The sequence below is a fragment of the Nocardia sp. NBC_01327 genome (assembly GCF_035958815.1).
Classification (GTDB): domain Bacteria; phylum Actinomycetota; class Actinomycetes; order Mycobacteriales; family Mycobacteriaceae; genus Nocardia.
In genome coordinates this window covers 7,101,171-7,118,537 of record NZ_CP108383.1, presented here as the reverse complement: position 1 = coordinate 7,118,537, position 17,367 = coordinate 7,101,171, and the positions used below count along the sequence as shown (strand labels likewise).

Sequence of the window (17,367 nt, the reverse complement as noted above, 5' to 3'; positions counted from 1 at the left end):
CAGCTCCCGGGGCTGCCCCGGATCGTGATTCGAAGAGAGAAAGTGCAATGCAGAGAACAGTTTTCGACGCCGACCATGAATCCTTCCGCAAGACGGTGCGCGCCTTCATCGAATCCGAGGTCGCGCCCGTCTACGACGAATGGTTCGACGCCGGCATCGTGCCGCGCGAGTTCTATTACAAGCTGGCCGAACTCGGCATCTTCGGCATCGAGGTGCCCGAGGAATTCGGTGGCGCGGGCATCGAATCGTTCAAGTTCCAGGCCGTCATCATCGAGGAGGCCGCGCGCGCCGCGGTGTCCTTCGGCGGCTCCAGCGTGCATGTGGGTCTGTGCCTGCCGTATCTGAAGATGCTGGCCACACAGGAGCAGAAGGAACGCCTGCTGCCGGGCTTCGTGAGCGGCGAGACCATGTTCGCCATCGCCATGACCGAGCCCGGCACCGGTTCGGATCTGGCCGGAATGCGCACCACCGCAAAGCTTTCCGAGGACGGCACGCACTATGTGCTGAACGGGTCCAAGACCTTCATCACCGGCGGTGTGCTTGCCGACCGGGTGATCGTCTGCGCGCGCACCGACGCGCCTCGTGCGGAGGATCGCCGCCACGGGATCTCGCTGTTCATGGTGGACACCAAGTCGCCGGGCTACACCGTCGGGCGCAAGCTCGACAAGCTGGGCCTGAAGGTCTCCGACACCGCCGAACTCAGCTTCACGAATGTCGAAGTGCCGGTGGCGGATCTGCTCGGCGAGGAGAACAAGGGGTTCTCCTACCTCGGGCTCAACCTGCCGCAGGAGCGGCTGTCCATTGCCGTCGGCGCGTACGCGCAGGCGCGGGCGGCGGTGCAGTTCGCCAAGGAATACACGCAGCAGCGCAATGTGTTCGGGCAGCCGGTCGCCAGCTTCCAGAACACCAAATTCGAGCTGGCCGCCTGCCAGGCCGAAGTCGATGCCGCCGAAGCCGTGGTGGATCGCGGGCTCGAGGCGCTCGACGCCGGGACGCTGACACCGGCGGATGCCGCCTCCGCCAAGCTGTTCTGCACCGAGGTCGCGGCCCGGGTTATCGACCGCTGCCTGCAGCTGCACGGCGGCTACGGATTCATCAACGAGTACCCGATCGCGCGGCTCTACGCGGACAACCGCGTCAACCGGATCTACGGCGGCACCAGCGAAGTCATGAAGATGATCATCGCCAAGGATATGGGCCTGTAGGCCAACGCTACGAACAGCAAGAGGTCCCTATGAACGCGACGCTCTCCCTGGCCAGCATTCTCGCCGAACCGGCGCGGCGGCGGCCCGACCACCTCGCCCTCATCGAAGGCGCACAACGGATCACCTTCGCCGACCTGTGGCGGCAGGCCCGCGAACAGGCCGCGGCGCTCATCGAACTCGGTGTGCGGCCGGGGGATCGCGTCGCGCTCATGGGGCCCAATACCGCCGACTTCCCGCGTGCCTACTACGCCATTCTGGCGGCGGGGGCGACGGTGGTGCCGGTGCATCTGCTGCTCACCGCGGACGAGGCCGAATATGTGCTGCGGGACAGCGGAGCGTCATTGCTCATCTGTCACGACATGGTGGCTGCGGTGGGCAAGGCGGCCGCCGAGCGCGCGGGGATTCCCTGCGTGAATCCGAAAGAGCTGGCCGCCGAAGCGATTCCGACATTCGTCTCGCGCAGTCCGCTCGATATCGCGGTGGTGTTCTACACCAGTGGGACCACCGGTCGGCCGAAGGGCGCGGAGCTCAGCCACCTCAATATGGTCATGTGCGCCACGGTGAACGCCTTCGACGCCAATGAGGTCAAGCGCGAGGACATCGCCCTCGGCGCGCTCCCGCTGTTCCATGTGTTCGGGCAGACGGTGTCCATGAATTCGCACTGGCGGCTGGGCGCGACGCTGGTGCTGCTGCCGAGATTCGAGGCGGCCGAGGCGATTCGGCTCATGAACGCCGAGAACATCAATACCTTCCACGGTGTGCCGACCATGTACGTCGGCCTGCTGGAAGCCGCGCGCGAGGCGGAACGACTGCCGACGCTGCGGCTGTGCATCAGCGGCGGTGCGGCCATGCCGCCCTCGGTGCTCGAGGACTTCGAGCGGGTGTTCGGTGCGCAGGTGCTGGAGGGTTACGGGCTTTCGGAGACCTCGCCGACCGCCACCGTCAATCAGCCACTGCTCGGACCGGTCGCCGGCACCGTGGGGCATGCGGTGTGGGGTGTGGATGTCGAGATCGCCGACCCGGCCGTGCACGATCGCATCGAACTGCTGCCGACCGGGAGCGTCGGCGAGGTCGTGGTGCGCGGGCACAATGTGTTCAGCGGGTACACCGGGCGGCCCGAAGCGACGGCGGAAGCCGTGGTGGACGGCTGGTTCCGCACCGGTGACCTCGGCTTCAAGGATGAGGGCGACTACCTGCGCATTGTGGACCGCATCAAGGAAATGATCATTCGCGGCGGATTCAACGTCTACCCGACCGAGGTCGAGGCCGCGCTGCTGCGGCATCCCAAGATCGCGCAGGTCGCGGTGATCGGGGTGCCGGACGACAATTACGGCGAGGAGATCCTGGCGGTGGTGGTGCCTGCGGAGCCCGTCACCGCCGAGGAGATCATCGAGTTCGCTCGCGAGCATGTGGCGCGCTACAAGTACCCGCGGCGGGTCGAATTCCTGTCCGAACTACCCCTCGGACCCACCCATAAGATTTTGAAGCGAGAACTCAAGGAGCGGTTCGCATGATCGACTTCACTTCGTTCGACGAATTGCGTGCGGCGGTCGGGACCGAAATCGGTGTCAGTGACTGGATTCTCATCGACCAGGAGCGCATCGACCGGTTCGCCGAGGCCACCGGCGACCACCAGTGGATCCACGTCGATCCGGAACGGGCCGCCGCCGGACCCTACGGGCGCACCATCGCCCACGGGTTCCTGACGCTGTCGCTGGTGGTCCCCATGAGCGCGCAGGTCATGCAGGCCAGCTTCGTGCGCATGGCAATCAACTACGGGCTCAACAAGGTTCGCTTCATCACCCCGGTCCCGGTGGGCAGCCGCATCCGCGGGCGCTTCACCCTGAACTCCATCACCGATATACCGGGCGGCGTTCAGGGCGAACGCACGGTCACCATCGAGATCGAGGGCGAGCCCAAACCCGCCTGCGTAGCGGAAAGCATTGCCCGCTACCTGGCGTGACGGCATCGACGCTCGAAGCTATTTGCCTATCCCGAACGGCTGGGCGGACAGGGGTGAGTCGTCCGGGGTCATGGTCGCGACCACCGCGATGCCCGCGGACCGGAAGTTGCTGAGGGCCCGGGCGATATGGTCGGCCGAGGTGATCAGAATGGCGGCGTGTGCGCCGATCGCCTCCATGAGCTGGGCCGAGAACGCCGCGTTCTGCACGGTCGAATTCGCATGGGTCTCACTGTGAATGCGCTGCGGGGTGATGCCGCGCTGCGTCAGCCAGTCCGCCATGGCCTGTGCCTCGGTGACGCCGTTCTGCGGATTGCCGCCGGTGACGATCACCGGGGCGTCGGGGGACAGCAATGCCGATACGTACCCGGCGTAGAGGCGGTTCACCAGCTCCGGGCGCATCGAACCATCCGGCAGCAGACCGTATCCGAGCACCACGATGGCGGTGGCCGGACTGAACATGGCGGGCAGGTCGAGGCCCGGGAGGTCCACGCCGGGCATCATCGTGGTGACCGAATGCAGGACGGACAGTGCGCCCTGCGAGATGGATGCCGCTGGATCCGCCGGTGCGGCGGCAGGTTCGGCGTGCGCGGTGGCAGTGGCGGCGGCCACCGCGACGACCGCGGCGCCCGCGAGCAGGGTGCGCACGGCGAGGCGCGCGGTATTTCGGGAGAGGTGGCGCAGAACCGGAACGGCCGGTAGCAGATCGAACATCGGAAACCCCCTGGTTAGCCACGCTAGCAGCTACTAGTCGGTTCACAGTTTCGATCCATGATCACCCGAAAATGACTGTCCGGTACACGATTCGGCGAAATCAAGATCCGCACGGCCGTGACCTGGGACGACCCGGGTTGTCCGGTCAGGCGAAGGCGTCGCGGTGTGCCTCGCACCACTGCGCGAAGGTGCGGGGCGGGCGGCCGAGTAGTTCGGTGACGGTATCGGTGCGCAGTCCGACTGTGTCGGAGCGCATTTGGGTGAACGACTGCACGATCGCGGCGGCGAGGGCGGGCGGGGCGCCGTTCGGGAAGCGCGCCCGGACGGCCTCCTCCGGGGTGCCGGCGTCGCGAATCTCGAGTGTGCGGCCGAGGATTCGCGCCAGGATCGCGACCTGCTCTGCGCAGGTGAGGGATTCGGCGCCGGTCAGGGCGTGGGTGGCGGGCCGGTGCTGCGGTTCGGTCAGGATGCGGGCGGCCACAGCGGCGATATCGGCCGGGTCGACGGGGGCGAAGCGGCCCGGACCGGAGGGGTCGAGAATCGGTGCGCCCGTGCGGACCGCGGGGGCCCATTCGAGGGCATTGCTCATCAGGCTGCCCGGTCGCAGGATGGTGGCCGGAATGCCGCCGGCCTGCACCAGTTGCTCGCGTTCGCGATGCCAGCGGCCCATGGCGGGGACGGGATCGCCGGCGGCGTGGAACGAGGACAGCAGCACGATGCGGCCGACGCCCGCTTCCCGTGCGGACTTCACCGCGTGGCGGGTGTGGTCGATGCCCACTCCGGGGACCAGCAGGAACAGGGCGGTGACGCCGTCGAGGGCGGTGGTGAGGGCGGCCGGATCGTCGAGATCGCCGACGTATCGCTGCGCCTGTGCCGGAAGGTCGCTCGCGCGGGCCGGATCGCGCACCAGGATTCGGTATTCGACTCCGGCGGTGGCTAGTTGGCGGGTGAGTTCGCGGCCGATGTTTCCGGTCGCACCTGTCAGAAGTATCATGAACGCTCCAAGTCGTTAGCCGTCTATCGAATAACGCTAGACGGCTAACGATCGATGGTCAATAGTTGTCCGCCGACCCCGGAGGCCTGATGTCCGACTTCCTCGATCTCCATGGCAGCACCTCGAAAGTCCTGCGCGCCTTGGCCGATCGCGATATGCGCCGCCTCGGGCTGCACCTCGGGCAGAACCACCTGCTGGCCGCACTCTGGGAGCAGGACGGGCGCACACCGGGGGAGATGGCCGCCGCGCTGAACGTCAGCACCCCGACCGTCGTCAAAGCCGCCACCCGCATGACCGCCGCCGGCCTGCTCGTCCGCCGCCCCGACGACCGCGACAACCGCCTCGTCCGCCTCTGGCTCACCGATAAGGGCCGCGACCTCCAGAAACCCGTCGAAGCCGACCGAAAAGCCCTGGAGGACAAAGTCACCGCCGCCCTCACCCCCGCCGAACGCAAACACCTCATGTCCGCCCTCGCCAAAATCCACCACACCGCCGCCGACCTCCTCGGCACCCCCGTCGACCACGCTTCTCTGCCGGACTGACCGCCCGCACCGAACAGTGCATGTCGTGCCGCGCAGCCCCTGTCGGCGCTGTGTGGCATCGAGACGGGCTGTGCGGTCGGCGCAGGCGATGGTTTGGCACGCGACTGCGGGTGCTGGGCACCGAACAGCGCGTGTCTCTGCTGGACAGTGCTCAGTGGCGCTGTGGGGTGCTGATGCGGGGGTGTGCGGTCGGGGGTCGGGGGGATTCGGGGGTGATCACCTAGAGTTGGGCGCATGATTACCGCGATCGTGCTGATCTTTGCCGAGTCCGATCGGATTCCGGAGACCGCGCAGGAACTGGCCGATATCGACGGGGTTGCCGAGGTGTACTCGTGCGCCGGGGATGTGGATCTGATCGCGGTGGTGCGGGTGCGCGACCATGAGCAGATCGCGGAGGTGGTGACCGGGCGGATCAACAAGACGGCCGGGGTCGAGCGCACCACCACGCACATCGCCTTCAAGTCCTACTCGCGCGCGGATGTGGAGCAGGGCTTCTCCATCGGCGAATAGCGGCCGGTAGCGTGCCCGGCAATCTCGTCTGAACGATGCGCCCGGAGAGTTCCTCCGAGGCGTGCGGTCAGTTGGCGAGGACTGCCGCGCCGAGGGGGGAGGCGTGGCGGCCGGGCTCGATGACGCGGGTGACGCCGCCTCGGCAACCAGGCAGCAGATAGACGCGGACCGCTTGGTCGGTGTTGTTGGTGACCGCTAGTCGGCGGGGCACCTTGCGGACGGTGAGGCATCCGGTGAGGTCGCCGTAATCGCGGTCGTCCACGGTCAGTATGCCCTGTGCCGAGGTGTGGGCGATCGGCGTGACCGGATGCGCGGCGCTCACCGGCACACCGCCGAGGAGGGCGCCGCCGAGCGCGGCCACCGTGACCGCGAGAATGCCTCGGCGCCAAGAGATTCCGTGCTTCTGCCGGACTCCAAGCGCATGCGCGGGGCCCGCCATCAGGGCGTGGGGGTCGAGGAGCAGGGCAGGCTTTTCGGCGCTCTCGCCGGGGCTGTGTTCCTCGGCGCGGCCGTCACGAGCACCGCAGCCGCGAGCCCGGATATCGCATATCCGTACCGCTTCATGCCGCACATCCTCACTGGGTCCGTCCGGCGATCGCCCGCACCCTAGCGGAGAACCGCCTGCTCAACGCCGAAACTGTAACGCCGCCGCTGGTGTATCACCAGCAAACAACACACCTTTGGCGCCTGCGAACTCGCGTGAAAAGCGACAATTCGGTCTTTTTTCGGACGAACGGGCCGAAGGCGGCCGATTCGTCCGGCGGTGATCAGTCGGAACCGAGCTCGTTGGTCACGGCCACCCAGCGATCGAGCAGCGCCGCCGCGGCACCGCTGTCGACAGCTGCGGAAACCCGCTCCAGCGCAACGGCCAGCCGGGCGTGCAGATCGTCCTCGGCATTCGCCGCGGTGAGCTCGTAGGCGACCACCGCGGCGGCCGAATTCACCAGCACCGCATCACGAACCGGGCCGAGATCACCGGCGAACATATTGCGGGCGATCACCGCGTTCATGGTCGCGTCGCCACCCTTGAGGGCGGCCGGGTCGACCCGCTCGATGCCGAGTTTTGTTGGGTCGATGGTGGTTTCGTAGCGCTGACCGCCCGCGACGACCCACACATCGGTGGTATCGGCCGTGGTGATCTCGTCCAGCCCGTCATTGCCGCGCACCACCAGCGCCGAGGCGCCGCGATCGGCGAACACGCCCGCGATGACCGGCAGCAGATCCGCGAAGGCGCAGCCGATGAGACCGGCCGTCGGCTGTGCCGGATTGGTCAGCGGGCCCAGGATATTGAAGACCGTCGGAATGCCGATCTCACCGCGCGCCTGACTGGCGTAGCGCAGCGCCGGATGGAAGACCGGCGCGAAGCAGAAGCCGATACCGGCCTCGCGCACCGAGGCCGCCACCGACGCCGGACCCAGCGCGATCTTGACGCCCAGCGCCTCCAGCACATCCGCGCCGCCGCTCTTGGACGAGGCCGCGCGATTGCCGTGCTTCACCACGGGAATTCCGGTGGCCGCCACCACGATCGAGGACATGGTGGAGATATTCACCGTGCCGGAGCGGTCGCCGCCGGTGCCGACGATATCGACCGCCGTGCCCTCGAACGGCACCCGGCGCGCATGCGCGAGCATGCCCGCGGCCAGGCCGCCCAGCTCGGCGGAGGTGGGGCCCTTCATCTTCAGGGCCACGCCGAAGGCGGCGATCTGCGCGGAGGTGGCGCTATCGGTGAAGATCTCGTTCAGCGCCCAGGTGGCCTCCTCGGCGGAGAGATCATTGCCGTCGGTGAGGATGCCGAGGATTTCTCGCCAGCTGCGCGCGCTCATGGCTGCCAAGCCTAGTGCGCGGGGGCTATTTCTTTTCTCCCGGTGGCTGCAGGGCATCCCAGCCCAGCGCCACGCCGTCGTGGCGGTGCGCGAGCGCGACCATGCGGGAGTGGTCCTGGGCGCAGTGCATGGCATCGATGACCCGGACGCGCTGCAGGATCAGCGTCTCGGCATCGGCCTGCGAAACGGTTTCATAGCCTTCCTGCTCGGCAATGATTTGCACCGCATTCCGCTGCTGCGCGGGAACCCGCAGGTGGTGCCGTAAAACCGCAGGTTGGTCGGCGGTCCAGTTCTCCGCGCGGCCCAAAACAGCCGAACATGCTTCCGCGTCATCGAAACTCGACGCCACCACCACCAGGTCGCCGCGCCCGGTATCGAGATGTGCGGGCCCGGCGCGCCGAAAGCGCCGCAGCCACCGTGACTTCGCGTTCATATCGCCTTCCAAAAGTGGCTCAGCTTCCTCTTACCTGCACAATCTAGGCTGCTCCATGACACGCCGAGCCCCTGTCGAGAGGGTCGCTCGCCCTGCGGTTTCCGACACGTACGACGAAGTTTCGTACCCCGCTACTCCTGTCGTACTACGACAAGTCATACTTACCGGCGTGACGACCGCAGTAGGGACCCCAGGATCGGCCATTACCCAGCGAGTGCATTCGCTGAACCGGCCCAACATGGTCAGCGTCGGTACCATCATCTGGCTGTCGAGCGAGTTGATGTTCTTCGCCGGCCTGTTCGCTATGTACTTTGTCGCCCGCGCGCAGGCACACGGCAAATGGCCGATGGAGCCGACCGAGCTGAACCTCAAGCTCGCCGTGCCGGTGACCGCCGTCCTGGTCGCCTCGTCCTTCACCTGCCAGATGGGCGTCTTCGCGGCTGAGCGCGGCGACGTGTTCGGCCTGCGCCGCTGGTACACCGTCACCCTGATCATGGGCGCGATGTTCGTCGCCGGCCAGGGTTACGAGTACACCAACCTGGTTCGTGAAGGCACCACCATCTCCAGCACCGTGTACGGCTCGGTCTTCTACATCACGACCGGCTTCCACGGCCTGCACGTCATCGGCGGTCTCATCGCCTTCGTCTTCCTGCTGATCCGTACCTCGCTGAGTAAGTTCACCCCGGCGCAGGCCACGGCAGCGATCGTTGTCTCGTACTACTGGCACTTCGTCGACATCGTCTGGATCGGCCTCTTCGCCACGATCTACTTCATCCGCTAGCGCGGTTGAGCTCCACGGCAACGCCCGCCGTAGGCAAGAAACTTCTGTACAAGTCGGTTCCGTCTACTCCAAAGGGACACAGATGAGTTCATCTCCCCCGTCAGCGCCAGATCCGAGCCTCGCATCGGGTTCGGGCGAGGCCACCAAGACGCGTAAGCAGCGCCGCTTGCGCCGGCGTATCGCCGGCGGTCTGGTTCTTCTGATGGGCCTCGTCGGAGCCGGCTTCGCGGCATCGGCCCTGACGCCGACGGCTCAGGTCGCCACGGCGAACGAAGACCAGTCCGCGCTGATCCGCGAGGGCAAGCAGATCTACGACACCTCCTGCGTCACCTGCCACGGTGCCAATCTGCAGGGTGTCCAGGATCGCGGCCCCGCCCTGATCGGCGTCGGCGAAGCAGCGGTGTACTTCCAGGTCTCCTCCGGACGTATGCCCGCGGCCCGCAACGAAGCGCAGATCGTGCGCAAGCCCGAGAAGTTCGACGCACACCAGACCGACGCCCTCGGCGCCTACATCCAGGCCAATGGCGGCGGTCCGACCGTGGTGCGCGACGCCAACGGCGAGGTCGCACAGGATTCCCTCACCGCCGGAGCCGATCTCGGCCGCGGTGGCGAGCTCTTCCGCATGAACTGCGCCTCCTGCCACAACTTCACCGGCAAGGGCGGCGCGCTGTCCTCCGGTAAGTTCGCGCCGCCGCTGGACAAGGCGACCAATCAGCAGATCTACCTGGCCATGCTCACCGGCCCGCAGAACATGCCCAAGTTCTCCGACCGGCAGCTGACGCCGGAGGAGAAGAAGGACATCGTCGGGTACATCACCGATCGCATGCGGACCCCGTCGGAGGCCGGATACGGCCTCGGCGGCTTCGGTCCCGCGACCGAGGGTCTGGTCATGTGGATCGTCGGCATCGTGGCGCTGGTCGGATCGGCGATGTGGATCGGATCCCGATCATGAGCGAACAGGAGCGAAACAGCATGGGGGACAACCCCACCGGGGAACCGACGGATGAGCAGCTCGACGCGATGTCGCGCGACGAGCTCGTCGAACTCGGTACCAAGCTCGACGGCGTCGACGTGGCCTACCGCGCACCGCGCTGGCCCGTCCCCGGCACCCGCGCCGAGAAGCGCGCCGAGCGCCAGGTGGCGCTGTGGTTCGCCATCTCCGGCATCGCGGCGGCCGCGCTCATCGGCGTATTCCTCTTCTGGCCCTGGCAGTACAAGGGCCGCGGCGAAGACGGCAATGCCGCCTACACGCTGACCACCCCGCTGTACGGCCTCACCCTGGGCATCTCGGTGCTGGCCATCGGTGTCGCCGTGGTACTCATCCGCAAGAAGTTCATCCCGGCCGAGATCTCGATCCAGGACCGCCACGACGGCCGCTCCTCCGAGGTCAACCGCCGCACCCTGGGCGCGCAGCTGTCCGATGCGGTGGAGACCTCCACGCTCGGCCGCCGCAAGCTCATCACCCGCACCGCGGGTGCGGGCGCGGGCCTGCTCGGCATCGGCGCGCTGTTCGTCTTCGCCGGCGGCATGATCAAGAACCCGTGGGCCAAGGGCGACAAGTCGCCGCTGTGGGTCTCCGGCTGGACCCCGGACTACCCGGGCCAGACCGTCTACCTGCGTCGCGACACCGGCCGCCCCAGCGACATCGTGCTGGTGAAGCCGGAAGATCTCGATGCCGGCGCCATGGAAACCGTCTTCCCCTGGAAGGAAGAATGGCGTGGCGACGAGGAGGAGACGCTGCAGTCGCTGCGTGGCATCCGCAATGCGGTCATGCTGATTCGCCTGCGCACCAAGGACTCCGAGACCGCCATCAAGCGCAAGGGCCAGGAGAGCTTCAACTACGGCGACTACTGGGCCTACTCGAAGATCTGCACCCACCTCGGTTGCCCCACCTCGCTTTTCGAGCAGCAGGACAACAAGATCCTGTGCCCCTGCCACCAGTCGCAGTTCTCTGCGGTCGAATGGGGTAAGCCGATCTTCGGTCCCGCCGCCCGCGCGCTGCCGCAGCTGGCGATCACCGTCAACTCCGAGGGCTACCTGGTCGCCGCGCACGACTTCATCGAGCCCCTCGGACCGGCCTACTGGGAGCGTCGTTCATGAGCCAAGTTGATGAACTCGACGAGCGGTACCACGCTGCCGCGTTCGTAAAGCGATCGATCAACAAGGTCTTCCCGACCCACTGGTCGTTCCTGCTCGGTGAGATCGCGCTGTACGCCTTCATCATCCTGCTGCTGTCGGGTATCTACCTGACGCTGTACTTCGACCCGTCCATGAGCGAGACCGTCTACAACGGCTCTTACCAGCCGCTGCGCGGTGTCTCCATGTCGCGGGCCTACGAGACCGCGCTGAACATCTCCTTCGAGGTGCGCGGCGGTCTGTTCGTGCGCCAGGTGCACCACTGGGCGGCGCTGCTGTTCGCGGCGTCGATCATCATCCACCTGTTCCGCATCTTCTTCACCGGCGCTTTCCGCAAGCCGCGTGAGGCCAACTGGGTCATCGGCTCGCTGCTGCTCATCCTGGCCATGTTCGAAGGCTTCTTCGGCTACTCGCTTCCCGACGACCTGCTCTCCGGAACCGGTCTGCGTGCGGCGTTCGGTGGCATCACCATGGGTGTTCCGGTCATCGGCACCTGGATGCACTGGCTGATCTTCGGCGGCGACTTCCCGGGCGACATCATCATCCCGCGCCTGTACATCGCGCACGTGCTGCTGATTCCGGGCATTCTGCTGGCGCTCATCGCGGCGCACGTCGCGCTGGTCTGGTACCAGAAGCACACGCAGTTCCCCGGGCCGGGCCGCAAGGAAACCAATGTCGTCGGCGCGCGCATCGTGCCGGTGTTCGCCGCGGACCAGGGTGCGTTCTTCGCCTTCACCCTAGGCATCGTCGCCATCATGGCGGGCATCTTCCAGATCAACCCGATCTGGAACCTGGGTCCCTACAACCCGTCTCAGGTCTCCGCGGGTTCGCAGCCGGACTTCTACATGATGTGGACCGACGGCATGGCGCGTCTCATGCCGCCGTGGGAGCTGTACTTCTGGGGCCACACCGTGCCGGCCGCATTCTGGGTCGCGCTGATCATGGGCCTGGTCTTCACCGTCCTGGTCATGTACCCGTGGATCGAGAAGCGGCTCACCGGCGACACCGTGCGCCACAACCTGCTGCAGCGTCCGCGCGATGTGCCGGTCCGCACCGCCATCGGCGCCATGTCCATCGCCTTCTACCTGGTGCTGACCCTGGCGTGTGTCAATGACATCATCGCGCTGAAGTTCAACATCTCGCTGAACGCGACGACGTGGATCTTCCGCATCGGCCTGCTGGTGGCCCCGCCGCTGGCGTACTTCGCGGCCTACCGCCTGTGCCTCGGCCTGCAGCGCAGCGATCGCGACGTGCTCGAGCACGGCATCGAAACCGGTGTCATCAAGCGCCTACCGCACGGTGAGTACATCGAGGTGCACCAGCCGCTCGGACCGGTCGATTCGCACGGCCACGCCATCCCGCTGGAGTACCAGGGCGCCACGGTGCCCAAGAAGATGGTCAAGCTCGGCTCCGCCGGCAAGCCCGGCACCGGCTCCTTCCTGTTCGCCGACCCGCACCAGCAGCAGCTGGACAATGTCGCGAACGCGCACAAGGAAGAGCACGAGATGCTCAAGGCCCTCGCGAGCCATCAGGAGAACGTCGACAGCGGCGTGCACGACAGCCACTGAGACAAACCGCTGTAAAGGGAAGGCCCCGAGTCGAATTCGACTCGGGGCCTTCCTCGTTCCCGGGGCAATGAAACGCGGCGTGGCCGCTCGGCCGAAGCGCCTGGTATGCCGCGGTATTCGGAGACCCGGCCGACCTATTCTCGCGATGGGCGGCAGGACTGACGTATCCGGATGCGGAGGCTGCGCTCGTTTCCTGTGCTGCTGGTGCCGCTTGTCGTCGCCGGATAATCTTGCGCCGCCGGTAATTTGGCCGTGCTTGGCGGCTGCCGACGCGCTGCTCGTCGCGGCGTTGCTCGCCCGGCTGGACACCGATGGCCAGGACGTGATCATTCCGCTGCTGCGGTTGATGGGACGTGCACACGGGCCGCGCGGGTGGGTTCGAGTTGGCCGGCCGGTGCTTCCTGGCTGCTTATGCCGTCACTCTCGGTGAGGTGTATCTGGCGATCGTGCTTCGGTAGTCGCGAGGCATGCGGCGGCTTCGGCGCGCTCCATCCAGGTGAGCCAGGCGCCTGCGCCGAGGCGGGGCTCGTGGTAGCCGTCGGTGGTGCGGACTATGCGGGTGCCGGGTTGTTCGAGCCAGCGGACGAGGAGGCCGACCTCCTCGGGGAGAGCACCGTGCAGTGGGGGATAGACGGGCTCGGCGGAGTCGGCCGGCATGGTGGTCGCGTCGGCGTCCGGATGGGCGGTCCGTGGGGGGCTGGGAGTTGGAGTGGGGGTGGGGGTTCGGGGTGGGGGATTCAGGCGGGGCGGGAGGACGGTTTCGGCGGCCGCGGCGAGGTGGTCGACGGTGAGCATGGGGGAGACGCCGCGGGGGGCGTTGCCGGCGGAGGCCAGGCGGCCGTGGCGGATGACGGCGAATTGCCAGCCGCCGGCGCCGTCGGGGTGGGCGGCGATCAGTTCGGGGATGCGGGTGAGGGCGGAGAGGCGCTGGGTGCGGCGGAGGGCTCGGACCACGGTGACCGTGCGGTCGCGGAGGCGGGCGGCGGCTTCGAAATGTTCTGCGGCGGAGTGGGTTTCGATCTTGGATTCGATCGCGCGGAGGATGGCGTCGCTGTGCCCGGAGAAGAGTGCGCGGACCGCCTCTGGGGCTTGCGCGTACTCCTCTATATATAGGGGTCTGTTTTCGGCGGTCGCGGGGCAGCCGCCGACGACGGCGGGCGGGCAATCGTGGTGGCCCGAGCGCGGGATGCGGGTGGTACAGGTGCGCAGGCCGGAATTCTCCGCGACCGTGACACCGACCTCGACCGCGTCGGCGCGAGAGGTGAACGGGCCCAGGGCGTCCCGCGTAGGGGTGCGGGAGACGGCGAAGCGGGGGAAGGGCTCCTCGGTCAGGGTGAGCCACCACGCGCGCTGCGGGAATTTGGACCGGCGGTTGTAGGGCGGGGTGTGCGCGAGCAGCAGGCGGAGCTCGCGCACACCGGCCTCCAGCCCGTGCGCGCACTCGACATGGTCGACGCGCGTGGCCAATTGGACCATCTCGCGCATCCGCGGACGGGTGTCGGAACCGGTGAAGTAGTTGCGGACGCGGCGGCGAAGATTCACCGCGGTTCCTATATAGAGGACTTCATCCGACGGGCCGCGGAACAGATAGACACCGGGGGTGTCCGGAAGATCCGTGGCGAGTGTCCGTTTGGAGCGCTGGCGGCGCGTCACCTCCGGCAGATAGTCGAGCAGCTCGGTGAGACTGTGCACGCCCTGATTGCCGACGCGGGCGATGAGCGCGTGCAGCACATCCACCGTGGCGCGTGCATCGTCCAGGGCGCGGTGGGTCGGCCGGGTCTGCGCCCCGAGCAGTTCCGCGAGCAGCGACAGCCGCACGGAGGGCGCTTCGTCACGCCCGAGCACCCGCCGGGCCAGCTGCACCGTGCACAGCACCTGGAACGCGGGCCAGGGGATGTCACTGCGGGCCGCCGCCGCCCGCAGGAACCCGGTATCGAAACGGGCATTGTGCGCGACCAGGACAGTCCCGCGCGCGAACTCCAGGAATCCGGGCAGCACCGACTCGATACGCGGCGCATCCACCACCATCGCGGTGGTGATCCCGGTGATCTGCACGATCTGCGGCGGAATCGCGTAGCCGGGGTTCACCAGCGTGGCGAACTCGCCCAGGACCTCCCCACCGCGAATCTTCACCGCCCCGATCTCGGTGATCGCATCACCCTCGGGGCTGGTCCCGGTGGTTTCCAGATCGACCACCACGAACGTCGTGTCATAGAGCGGTGTTTCGAGCTCATCGAAGGCCAGCTGTCCGGACACGATCCGCAGCGTAGAGCGTGGGTCCGACAGGTTGGGCCACTCCCGGGCCGCCGGGCGAATCGGTGGCGTGTCGCGCAACCGGTAGCGCCGCGATTCGAGGAAGAATGGACCGAGATCTGATCGAGATTCTCGAGATGAAATCTCCGAATTGCACGAATATGTCAAAATGTGGTCAGGGTCACATTGATTCATAAAGTGGATCAATTCGGACGACGGACAAGATCATCTCGGGTCGCCATCCCGGGCGTGCTGCCGAAGCAGGTGTCGCCTTGTGGCCAAATGCAAGTCCGCCGGTCAGGGCCTGGTCGGACAAGATGCCTCTGAACTGGTGTTATATCGAATCGCCCCTGGAAGAGGGGGCTGTTCCCGGCTGCTTCCTACTGGCCGGTAGCTATCCGGACGCTCCCGGCAAAAGCGGCGCTGTTATCGTTTCGTGATTGCTGTGACATTCGTCGCAGCGAAATGCTGCCGCGTAACAATTTCGAGCCATCCGCCGTTGGGCCGGACTTTACAAAGCACCGTTATCGGCTCGTAATCTTCCTGAGACCTCGCGGAGTCCGACCCACCAAACCGGTGCGGCGTCGCGGGGCAGATTGGAAGTACCTCACCATGGCGACCAAGACCGTCAAGCGGGCCCTCACGGCCGGTGCCGTCGGCGCTGCCACGCTGAGTGCGCTGCTGCTGCCCGCCACTCCCGCATCGGCCCAGCCGGTGTCCATCCCCGGTATCGGCAACTTCGAGGTGCCGGACCAGATTCAGCTCCCCGCCGGCATTCCCGGCGTCCCGGAGTCCATCCCGGTGCAGCTGCCGCCCATCCCCGGCGTCGTGATGCCGGGCGCGCCCGCTCCCGCCGGCCCGCAGGCCAGCCCGCGTCAGCAGGTCGTGGACGCCGCTATGAGCCGCCTGGGCGATCCGTACGTGTACGGCGCCGCCGGCCCGAACGCCTTCGACTGCTCCGGTCTGGTGCAGTGGTCGTACGCGCAGGCCGGCATCGATGTGCCGCGCACCAGCTACGAGCAGCTCAACACCGGCGCCCCGATCTCGGAGGACGACCTGCAGCCCGGCGACGTGGTGTCCTTCTACGGCGGCAGCCACTCCGGCATCTACGTCGGCGACGGCAATGTCGTGCACGCCTCCACCGCCGGCCAGCCCGTCAAGGTCGCGCCGATCTCCTCGATGCCGTTCGCGGGCGCCCGACGAATCTGAAACGGATCTGAGCGATACAACCGCAGGTCACCGACCTGCGCGCGAGACGGCGACCGTAATGAATTCGTGGCCTGCTGGACACGAGCGGTCGCCGTTTCGTAACCTTATCGAGACCTTCCTTTCCAGCTCGGGGTAAGAGAACGGGAAACGGCCGACGGTGGCAGTGCAGCAGTGGAATCAGGGCACGACGATTCTCAGAACGAAGCAACTGGTGGGTGCGACGCTCACGGCGGGCGCACTCCTGGTCTGTACCTGCGGCATAGGACCCGCGACGGCCGATCCGGTCGCTGCACCGGCATCAGCCGGGGAAGCGGTGCAGCGCCTGATCGACCTGTCGCATCAGTCCGAACAGCTCAATCAGCAGGCGCTCAACGCACAGTCCGATCTCGACGCCAAGGTCGCGGCCGCCAATGACGCCGATGCCAAGGCCGATATCGCCGAGGGCGCACTGAACGCCGCGCGTATCGAGATCCAGAGCTATCAGCCGGTGATCGACCGTGCTGCCAGTTCGGCCCTGCTCGGCAGCCGCACCAACCGGCTCACGGCCATGCTCGTCAGCAGTTCACCGCAGCAGCTTCTGGACCAGATGTCCATCGTGGATCTGGTCGGCGCGCGCACGAATGATCAACTGGGCCAATTCCAGAAGGTCAGCGATGCGGCCAAGGTCGCCGAGACCGCCGCCCGCGGCGCCGCCGATATCGCGCGCGCCGCCAGCGCCCAGGCCGATGCGGTACGCACCGACCTGGAGTCGAAGCGGGCGTCGCTGCAAGGTTCCATGGCCAGCGTCATCGCCGCCTGGGGTCAGCTCTCGGCCAGTGATCGCTCCGCGCTCGCCGGATCCGCGTTCCCGCCCGGATTCGATCGGGACAGCCTGCTGCGCGGGCTCGTTCCCGGCAGCGGCACCAGTGCGCTCGCCGCCGGGCTCACCCGCATCGGCTTTCCTTATGTCTGGGGCGCAACCGGTCCCGAGCAGTTCGACTGCTCCGGACTCGTGCAGTGGGCGTTCCATCAGGTCGGCAAGGATGTCCCGCGCACCAGCCAGCAGCAGTCCACGTACGGCACGCCCGTCGACGAGAAGGACCTGCAGCCCGGCGATGTCGTCTTCTTCTACTCTGATATCTCGCATGTCGGCATCTACGCGGGCAACGGCCTGATGCTGCACGCCTCCACATTCGGTGTCCCGGTAGCGGTGGCGCCGATGGCATCATCGCCATTCCATTCGGCGCGCCGGTTCTGACA

General features: G+C 66.9%; 17 protein-coding genes. 11 read left to right on the top strand and 6 right to left on the bottom strand.

From position 1 onward, the window contains the following. Positions 1-47: 47 nt before the first annotated feature. The 3 genes from OG326_RS32875 to OG326_RS32865 are packed head-to-tail and all read left to right on the top strand — an operon-like array spanning position 48 to position 3,168. Complete coding sequence (locus tag OG326_RS32875; RefSeq protein WP_327141009.1) at positions 48-1,205, top strand: acyl-CoA dehydrogenase family protein; 1,158 nt, start codon at positions 48-50, stop codon at positions 1,203-1,205. Positions 1,206-1,234: 29 nt separating this feature from the next. After that, positions 1,235-2,719 carry a long-chain-fatty-acid--CoA ligase gene (locus tag OG326_RS32870; RefSeq protein WP_327141008.1) on the top strand — a complete coding sequence of 495 codons (1,485 nt, stop codon included), beginning with the start codon at positions 1,235-1,237 and terminating at the stop codon, positions 2,717-2,719. Continuing rightward, entirely contained in the window at positions 2,716-3,168 is a 453-nt protein-coding gene (locus tag OG326_RS32865) for a MaoC family dehydratase (RefSeq protein ID WP_327141007.1), read from the top strand. The genes OG326_RS32870 and OG326_RS32865 overlap by 4 nt, the downstream gene beginning before the upstream one ends. An 18-nt stretch (positions 3,169-3,186) precedes the next feature. On the opposite strand, the gene OG326_RS32860 is transcribed toward OG326_RS32865, so the two are convergent. Both OG326_RS32860 and OG326_RS32855 read right to left on the bottom strand, forming a co-directional pair. After that, the gene (locus tag OG326_RS32860; RefSeq protein WP_327141006.1) at positions 3,187-3,879 is read right to left on the bottom strand and encodes a YdcF family protein; all 693 of its coding nucleotides are present in this window, start codon (positions 3,877-3,879) and stop codon (positions 3,187-3,189) included. 145 nt (positions 3,880-4,024) lie between these two features. After that, positions 4,025-4,873, bottom strand: a complete 849-nt coding sequence (locus OG326_RS32855; RefSeq protein WP_327141005.1) for an NAD(P)H-binding protein — start codon at positions 4,871-4,873, stop codon at positions 4,025-4,027. An 89-nt stretch (positions 4,874-4,962) separates the two neighbouring features. On the opposite strand from OG326_RS32855, the gene OG326_RS32850 reads away from it, so the two are divergent. Next, on the top strand, positions 4,963-5,415 hold the full coding sequence (locus OG326_RS32850) for a MarR family winged helix-turn-helix transcriptional regulator (RefSeq protein ID WP_327141004.1): 453 nt from the start codon (positions 4,963-4,965) through the stop codon (positions 5,413-5,415). Positions 5,416-5,649: 234 nt separating this feature from the next. Then, positions 5,650-5,925, top strand: a complete 276-nt coding sequence (locus OG326_RS32845) for an Lrp/AsnC family transcriptional regulator (protein WP_297609004.1) — start codon at positions 5,650-5,652, stop codon at positions 5,923-5,925. Between the two features lie 67 nt (positions 5,926-5,992). Here OG326_RS32845 and OG326_RS32840 read toward each other — a convergent pair whose 3' ends face one another. The 3 genes from OG326_RS32840 to OG326_RS32830 all read right to left on the bottom strand — a co-directional run bounded on the left by OG326_RS32840 (position 5,993) and on the right by OG326_RS32830 (position 8,181). Continuing rightward, positions 5,993-6,496: a hypothetical protein gene (locus OG326_RS32840; protein WP_327141002.1), complete on the bottom strand. Its 504-nt coding sequence runs from the start codon at positions 6,494-6,496 to the stop codon at positions 5,993-5,995. A gap of 196 nt (positions 6,497-6,692) precedes the next feature. After that, complete coding sequence (gene trpD / locus OG326_RS32835; RefSeq protein ID WP_327141001.1) at positions 6,693-7,748, bottom strand: anthranilate phosphoribosyltransferase; 1,056 nt, start codon at positions 7,746-7,748, stop codon at positions 6,693-6,695. Positions 7,749-7,773: 25 nt separating this feature from the next. Then, a complete protein-coding gene (locus tag OG326_RS32830; protein ID WP_327146654.1) occupies positions 7,774-8,181 on the bottom strand; it encodes a hypothetical protein in 408 nt (135 codons plus the stop codon). Between the two features lie 169 nt (positions 8,182-8,350). Between OG326_RS32830 and ctaE the strand changes: the two genes are divergently transcribed. The 4 genes from ctaE to qcrB all read left to right on the top strand — a co-directional run bounded on the left by ctaE (position 8,351) and on the right by qcrB (position 12,666). Beyond that, positions 8,351-8,962 carry an aa3-type cytochrome oxidase subunit III gene (gene ctaE / locus OG326_RS32825; protein WP_327141000.1) on the top strand — a complete coding sequence of 204 codons (612 nt, stop codon included), beginning with the start codon at positions 8,351-8,353 and terminating at the stop codon, positions 8,960-8,962. A gap of 82 nt (positions 8,963-9,044) precedes the next feature. Further along, positions 9,045-9,914: a cytochrome bc1 complex diheme cytochrome c subunit gene (qcrC, locus tag OG326_RS32820; RefSeq protein ID WP_327140999.1), complete on the top strand. Its 870-nt coding sequence runs from the start codon at positions 9,045-9,047 to the stop codon at positions 9,912-9,914. Next, the gene (gene qcrA, locus OG326_RS32815) at positions 9,911-11,062 is read left to right on the top strand and encodes a cytochrome bc1 complex Rieske iron-sulfur subunit (RefSeq protein ID WP_327140998.1); all 1,152 of its coding nucleotides are present in this window, start codon (positions 9,911-9,913) and stop codon (positions 11,060-11,062) included. Before qcrC ends, qcrA begins: the two co-directional genes overlap by 4 nt. After that, positions 11,059-12,666 carry a cytochrome bc1 complex cytochrome b subunit gene (qcrB, locus tag OG326_RS32810; RefSeq protein ID WP_327140997.1) on the top strand — a complete coding sequence of 536 codons (1,608 nt, stop codon included), beginning with the start codon at positions 11,059-11,061 and terminating at the stop codon, positions 12,664-12,666. The genes qcrA and qcrB overlap by 4 nt, the downstream gene beginning before the upstream one ends. Positions 12,667-13,083: 417 nt before the next feature. Here qcrB and OG326_RS32805 read toward each other — a convergent pair whose 3' ends face one another. Beyond that, a complete protein-coding gene (locus OG326_RS32805) occupies positions 13,084-14,952 on the bottom strand; it encodes a DEDD exonuclease domain-containing protein (protein ID WP_442791074.1) in 1,869 nt (622 codons plus the stop codon). Positions 14,953-15,531: 579 nt separating this feature from the next. Between OG326_RS32805 and OG326_RS32800 the strand changes: the two genes are divergently transcribed. Continuing rightward, positions 15,532-16,128, top strand: a complete 597-nt coding sequence (locus tag OG326_RS32800; RefSeq protein WP_327140995.1) for a C40 family peptidase — start codon at positions 15,532-15,534, stop codon at positions 16,126-16,128. A 157-nt stretch (positions 16,129-16,285) separates the two neighbouring features. Continuing rightward, positions 16,286-17,365 (top strand): NlpC/P60 family protein, encoded by a 1,080-nt coding sequence (locus OG326_RS32795; protein ID WP_327140994.1) that lies wholly within the window; start codon positions 16,286-16,288, stop codon positions 17,363-17,365. Positions 17,366-17,367: the final 2 nt, after the last annotated feature.

Excerpts from the sequence above, each read along its gene's own strand:
- OG326_RS32875 (WP_327141009.1), top strand. The coding sequence starts at position 48 with ATGCAGAGAACAGTTTTCGACGCCGACCATGAATCCTTCCGCAAGACG.
- OG326_RS32870 (WP_327141008.1), top strand. The coding sequence starts at position 1,235 with ATGAACGCGACGCTCTCCCTGGCCAGCATTCTCGCCGAACCGGCGCGG.
- OG326_RS32865 (WP_327141007.1), top strand. The coding sequence starts at position 2,716 with ATGATCGACTTCACTTCGTTCGACGAATTGCGTGCGGCGGTCGGGACC.
- OG326_RS32860 (WP_327141006.1), bottom strand. The coding sequence starts at position 3,879 with ATGTTCGATCTGCTACCGGCCGTTCCGGTTCTGCGCCACCTCTCCCGA.
- OG326_RS32855 (WP_327141005.1), bottom strand. The coding sequence starts at position 4,873 with ATGATACTTCTGACAGGTGCGACCGGAAACATCGGCCGCGAACTCACC.
- OG326_RS32850 (WP_327141004.1), top strand. The coding sequence starts at position 4,963 with ATGTCCGACTTCCTCGATCTCCATGGCAGCACCTCGAAAGTCCTGCGC.
- OG326_RS32845 (WP_297609004.1), top strand. The coding sequence starts at position 5,650 with ATGATTACCGCGATCGTGCTGATCTTTGCCGAGTCCGATCGGATTCCG.
- trpD (WP_327141001.1), bottom strand. The coding sequence starts at position 7,748 with ATGAGCGCGCGCAGCTGGCGAGAAATCCTCGGCATCCTCACCGACGGC.
- OG326_RS32830 (WP_327146654.1), bottom strand. The coding sequence starts at position 8,181 with ATGAACGCGAAGTCACGGTGGCTGCGGCGCTTTCGGCGCGCCGGGCCC.
- qcrC (WP_327140999.1), top strand. The coding sequence starts at position 9,045 with ATGAGTTCATCTCCCCCGTCAGCGCCAGATCCGAGCCTCGCATCGGGT.
- qcrA (WP_327140998.1), top strand. The coding sequence starts at position 9,911 with ATGAGCGAACAGGAGCGAAACAGCATGGGGGACAACCCCACCGGGGAA.
- qcrB (WP_327140997.1), top strand. The coding sequence starts at position 11,059 with ATGAGCCAAGTTGATGAACTCGACGAGCGGTACCACGCTGCCGCGTTC.
- OG326_RS32800 (WP_327140995.1), top strand. The coding sequence starts at position 15,532 with ATGGCGACCAAGACCGTCAAGCGGGCCCTCACGGCCGGTGCCGTCGGC.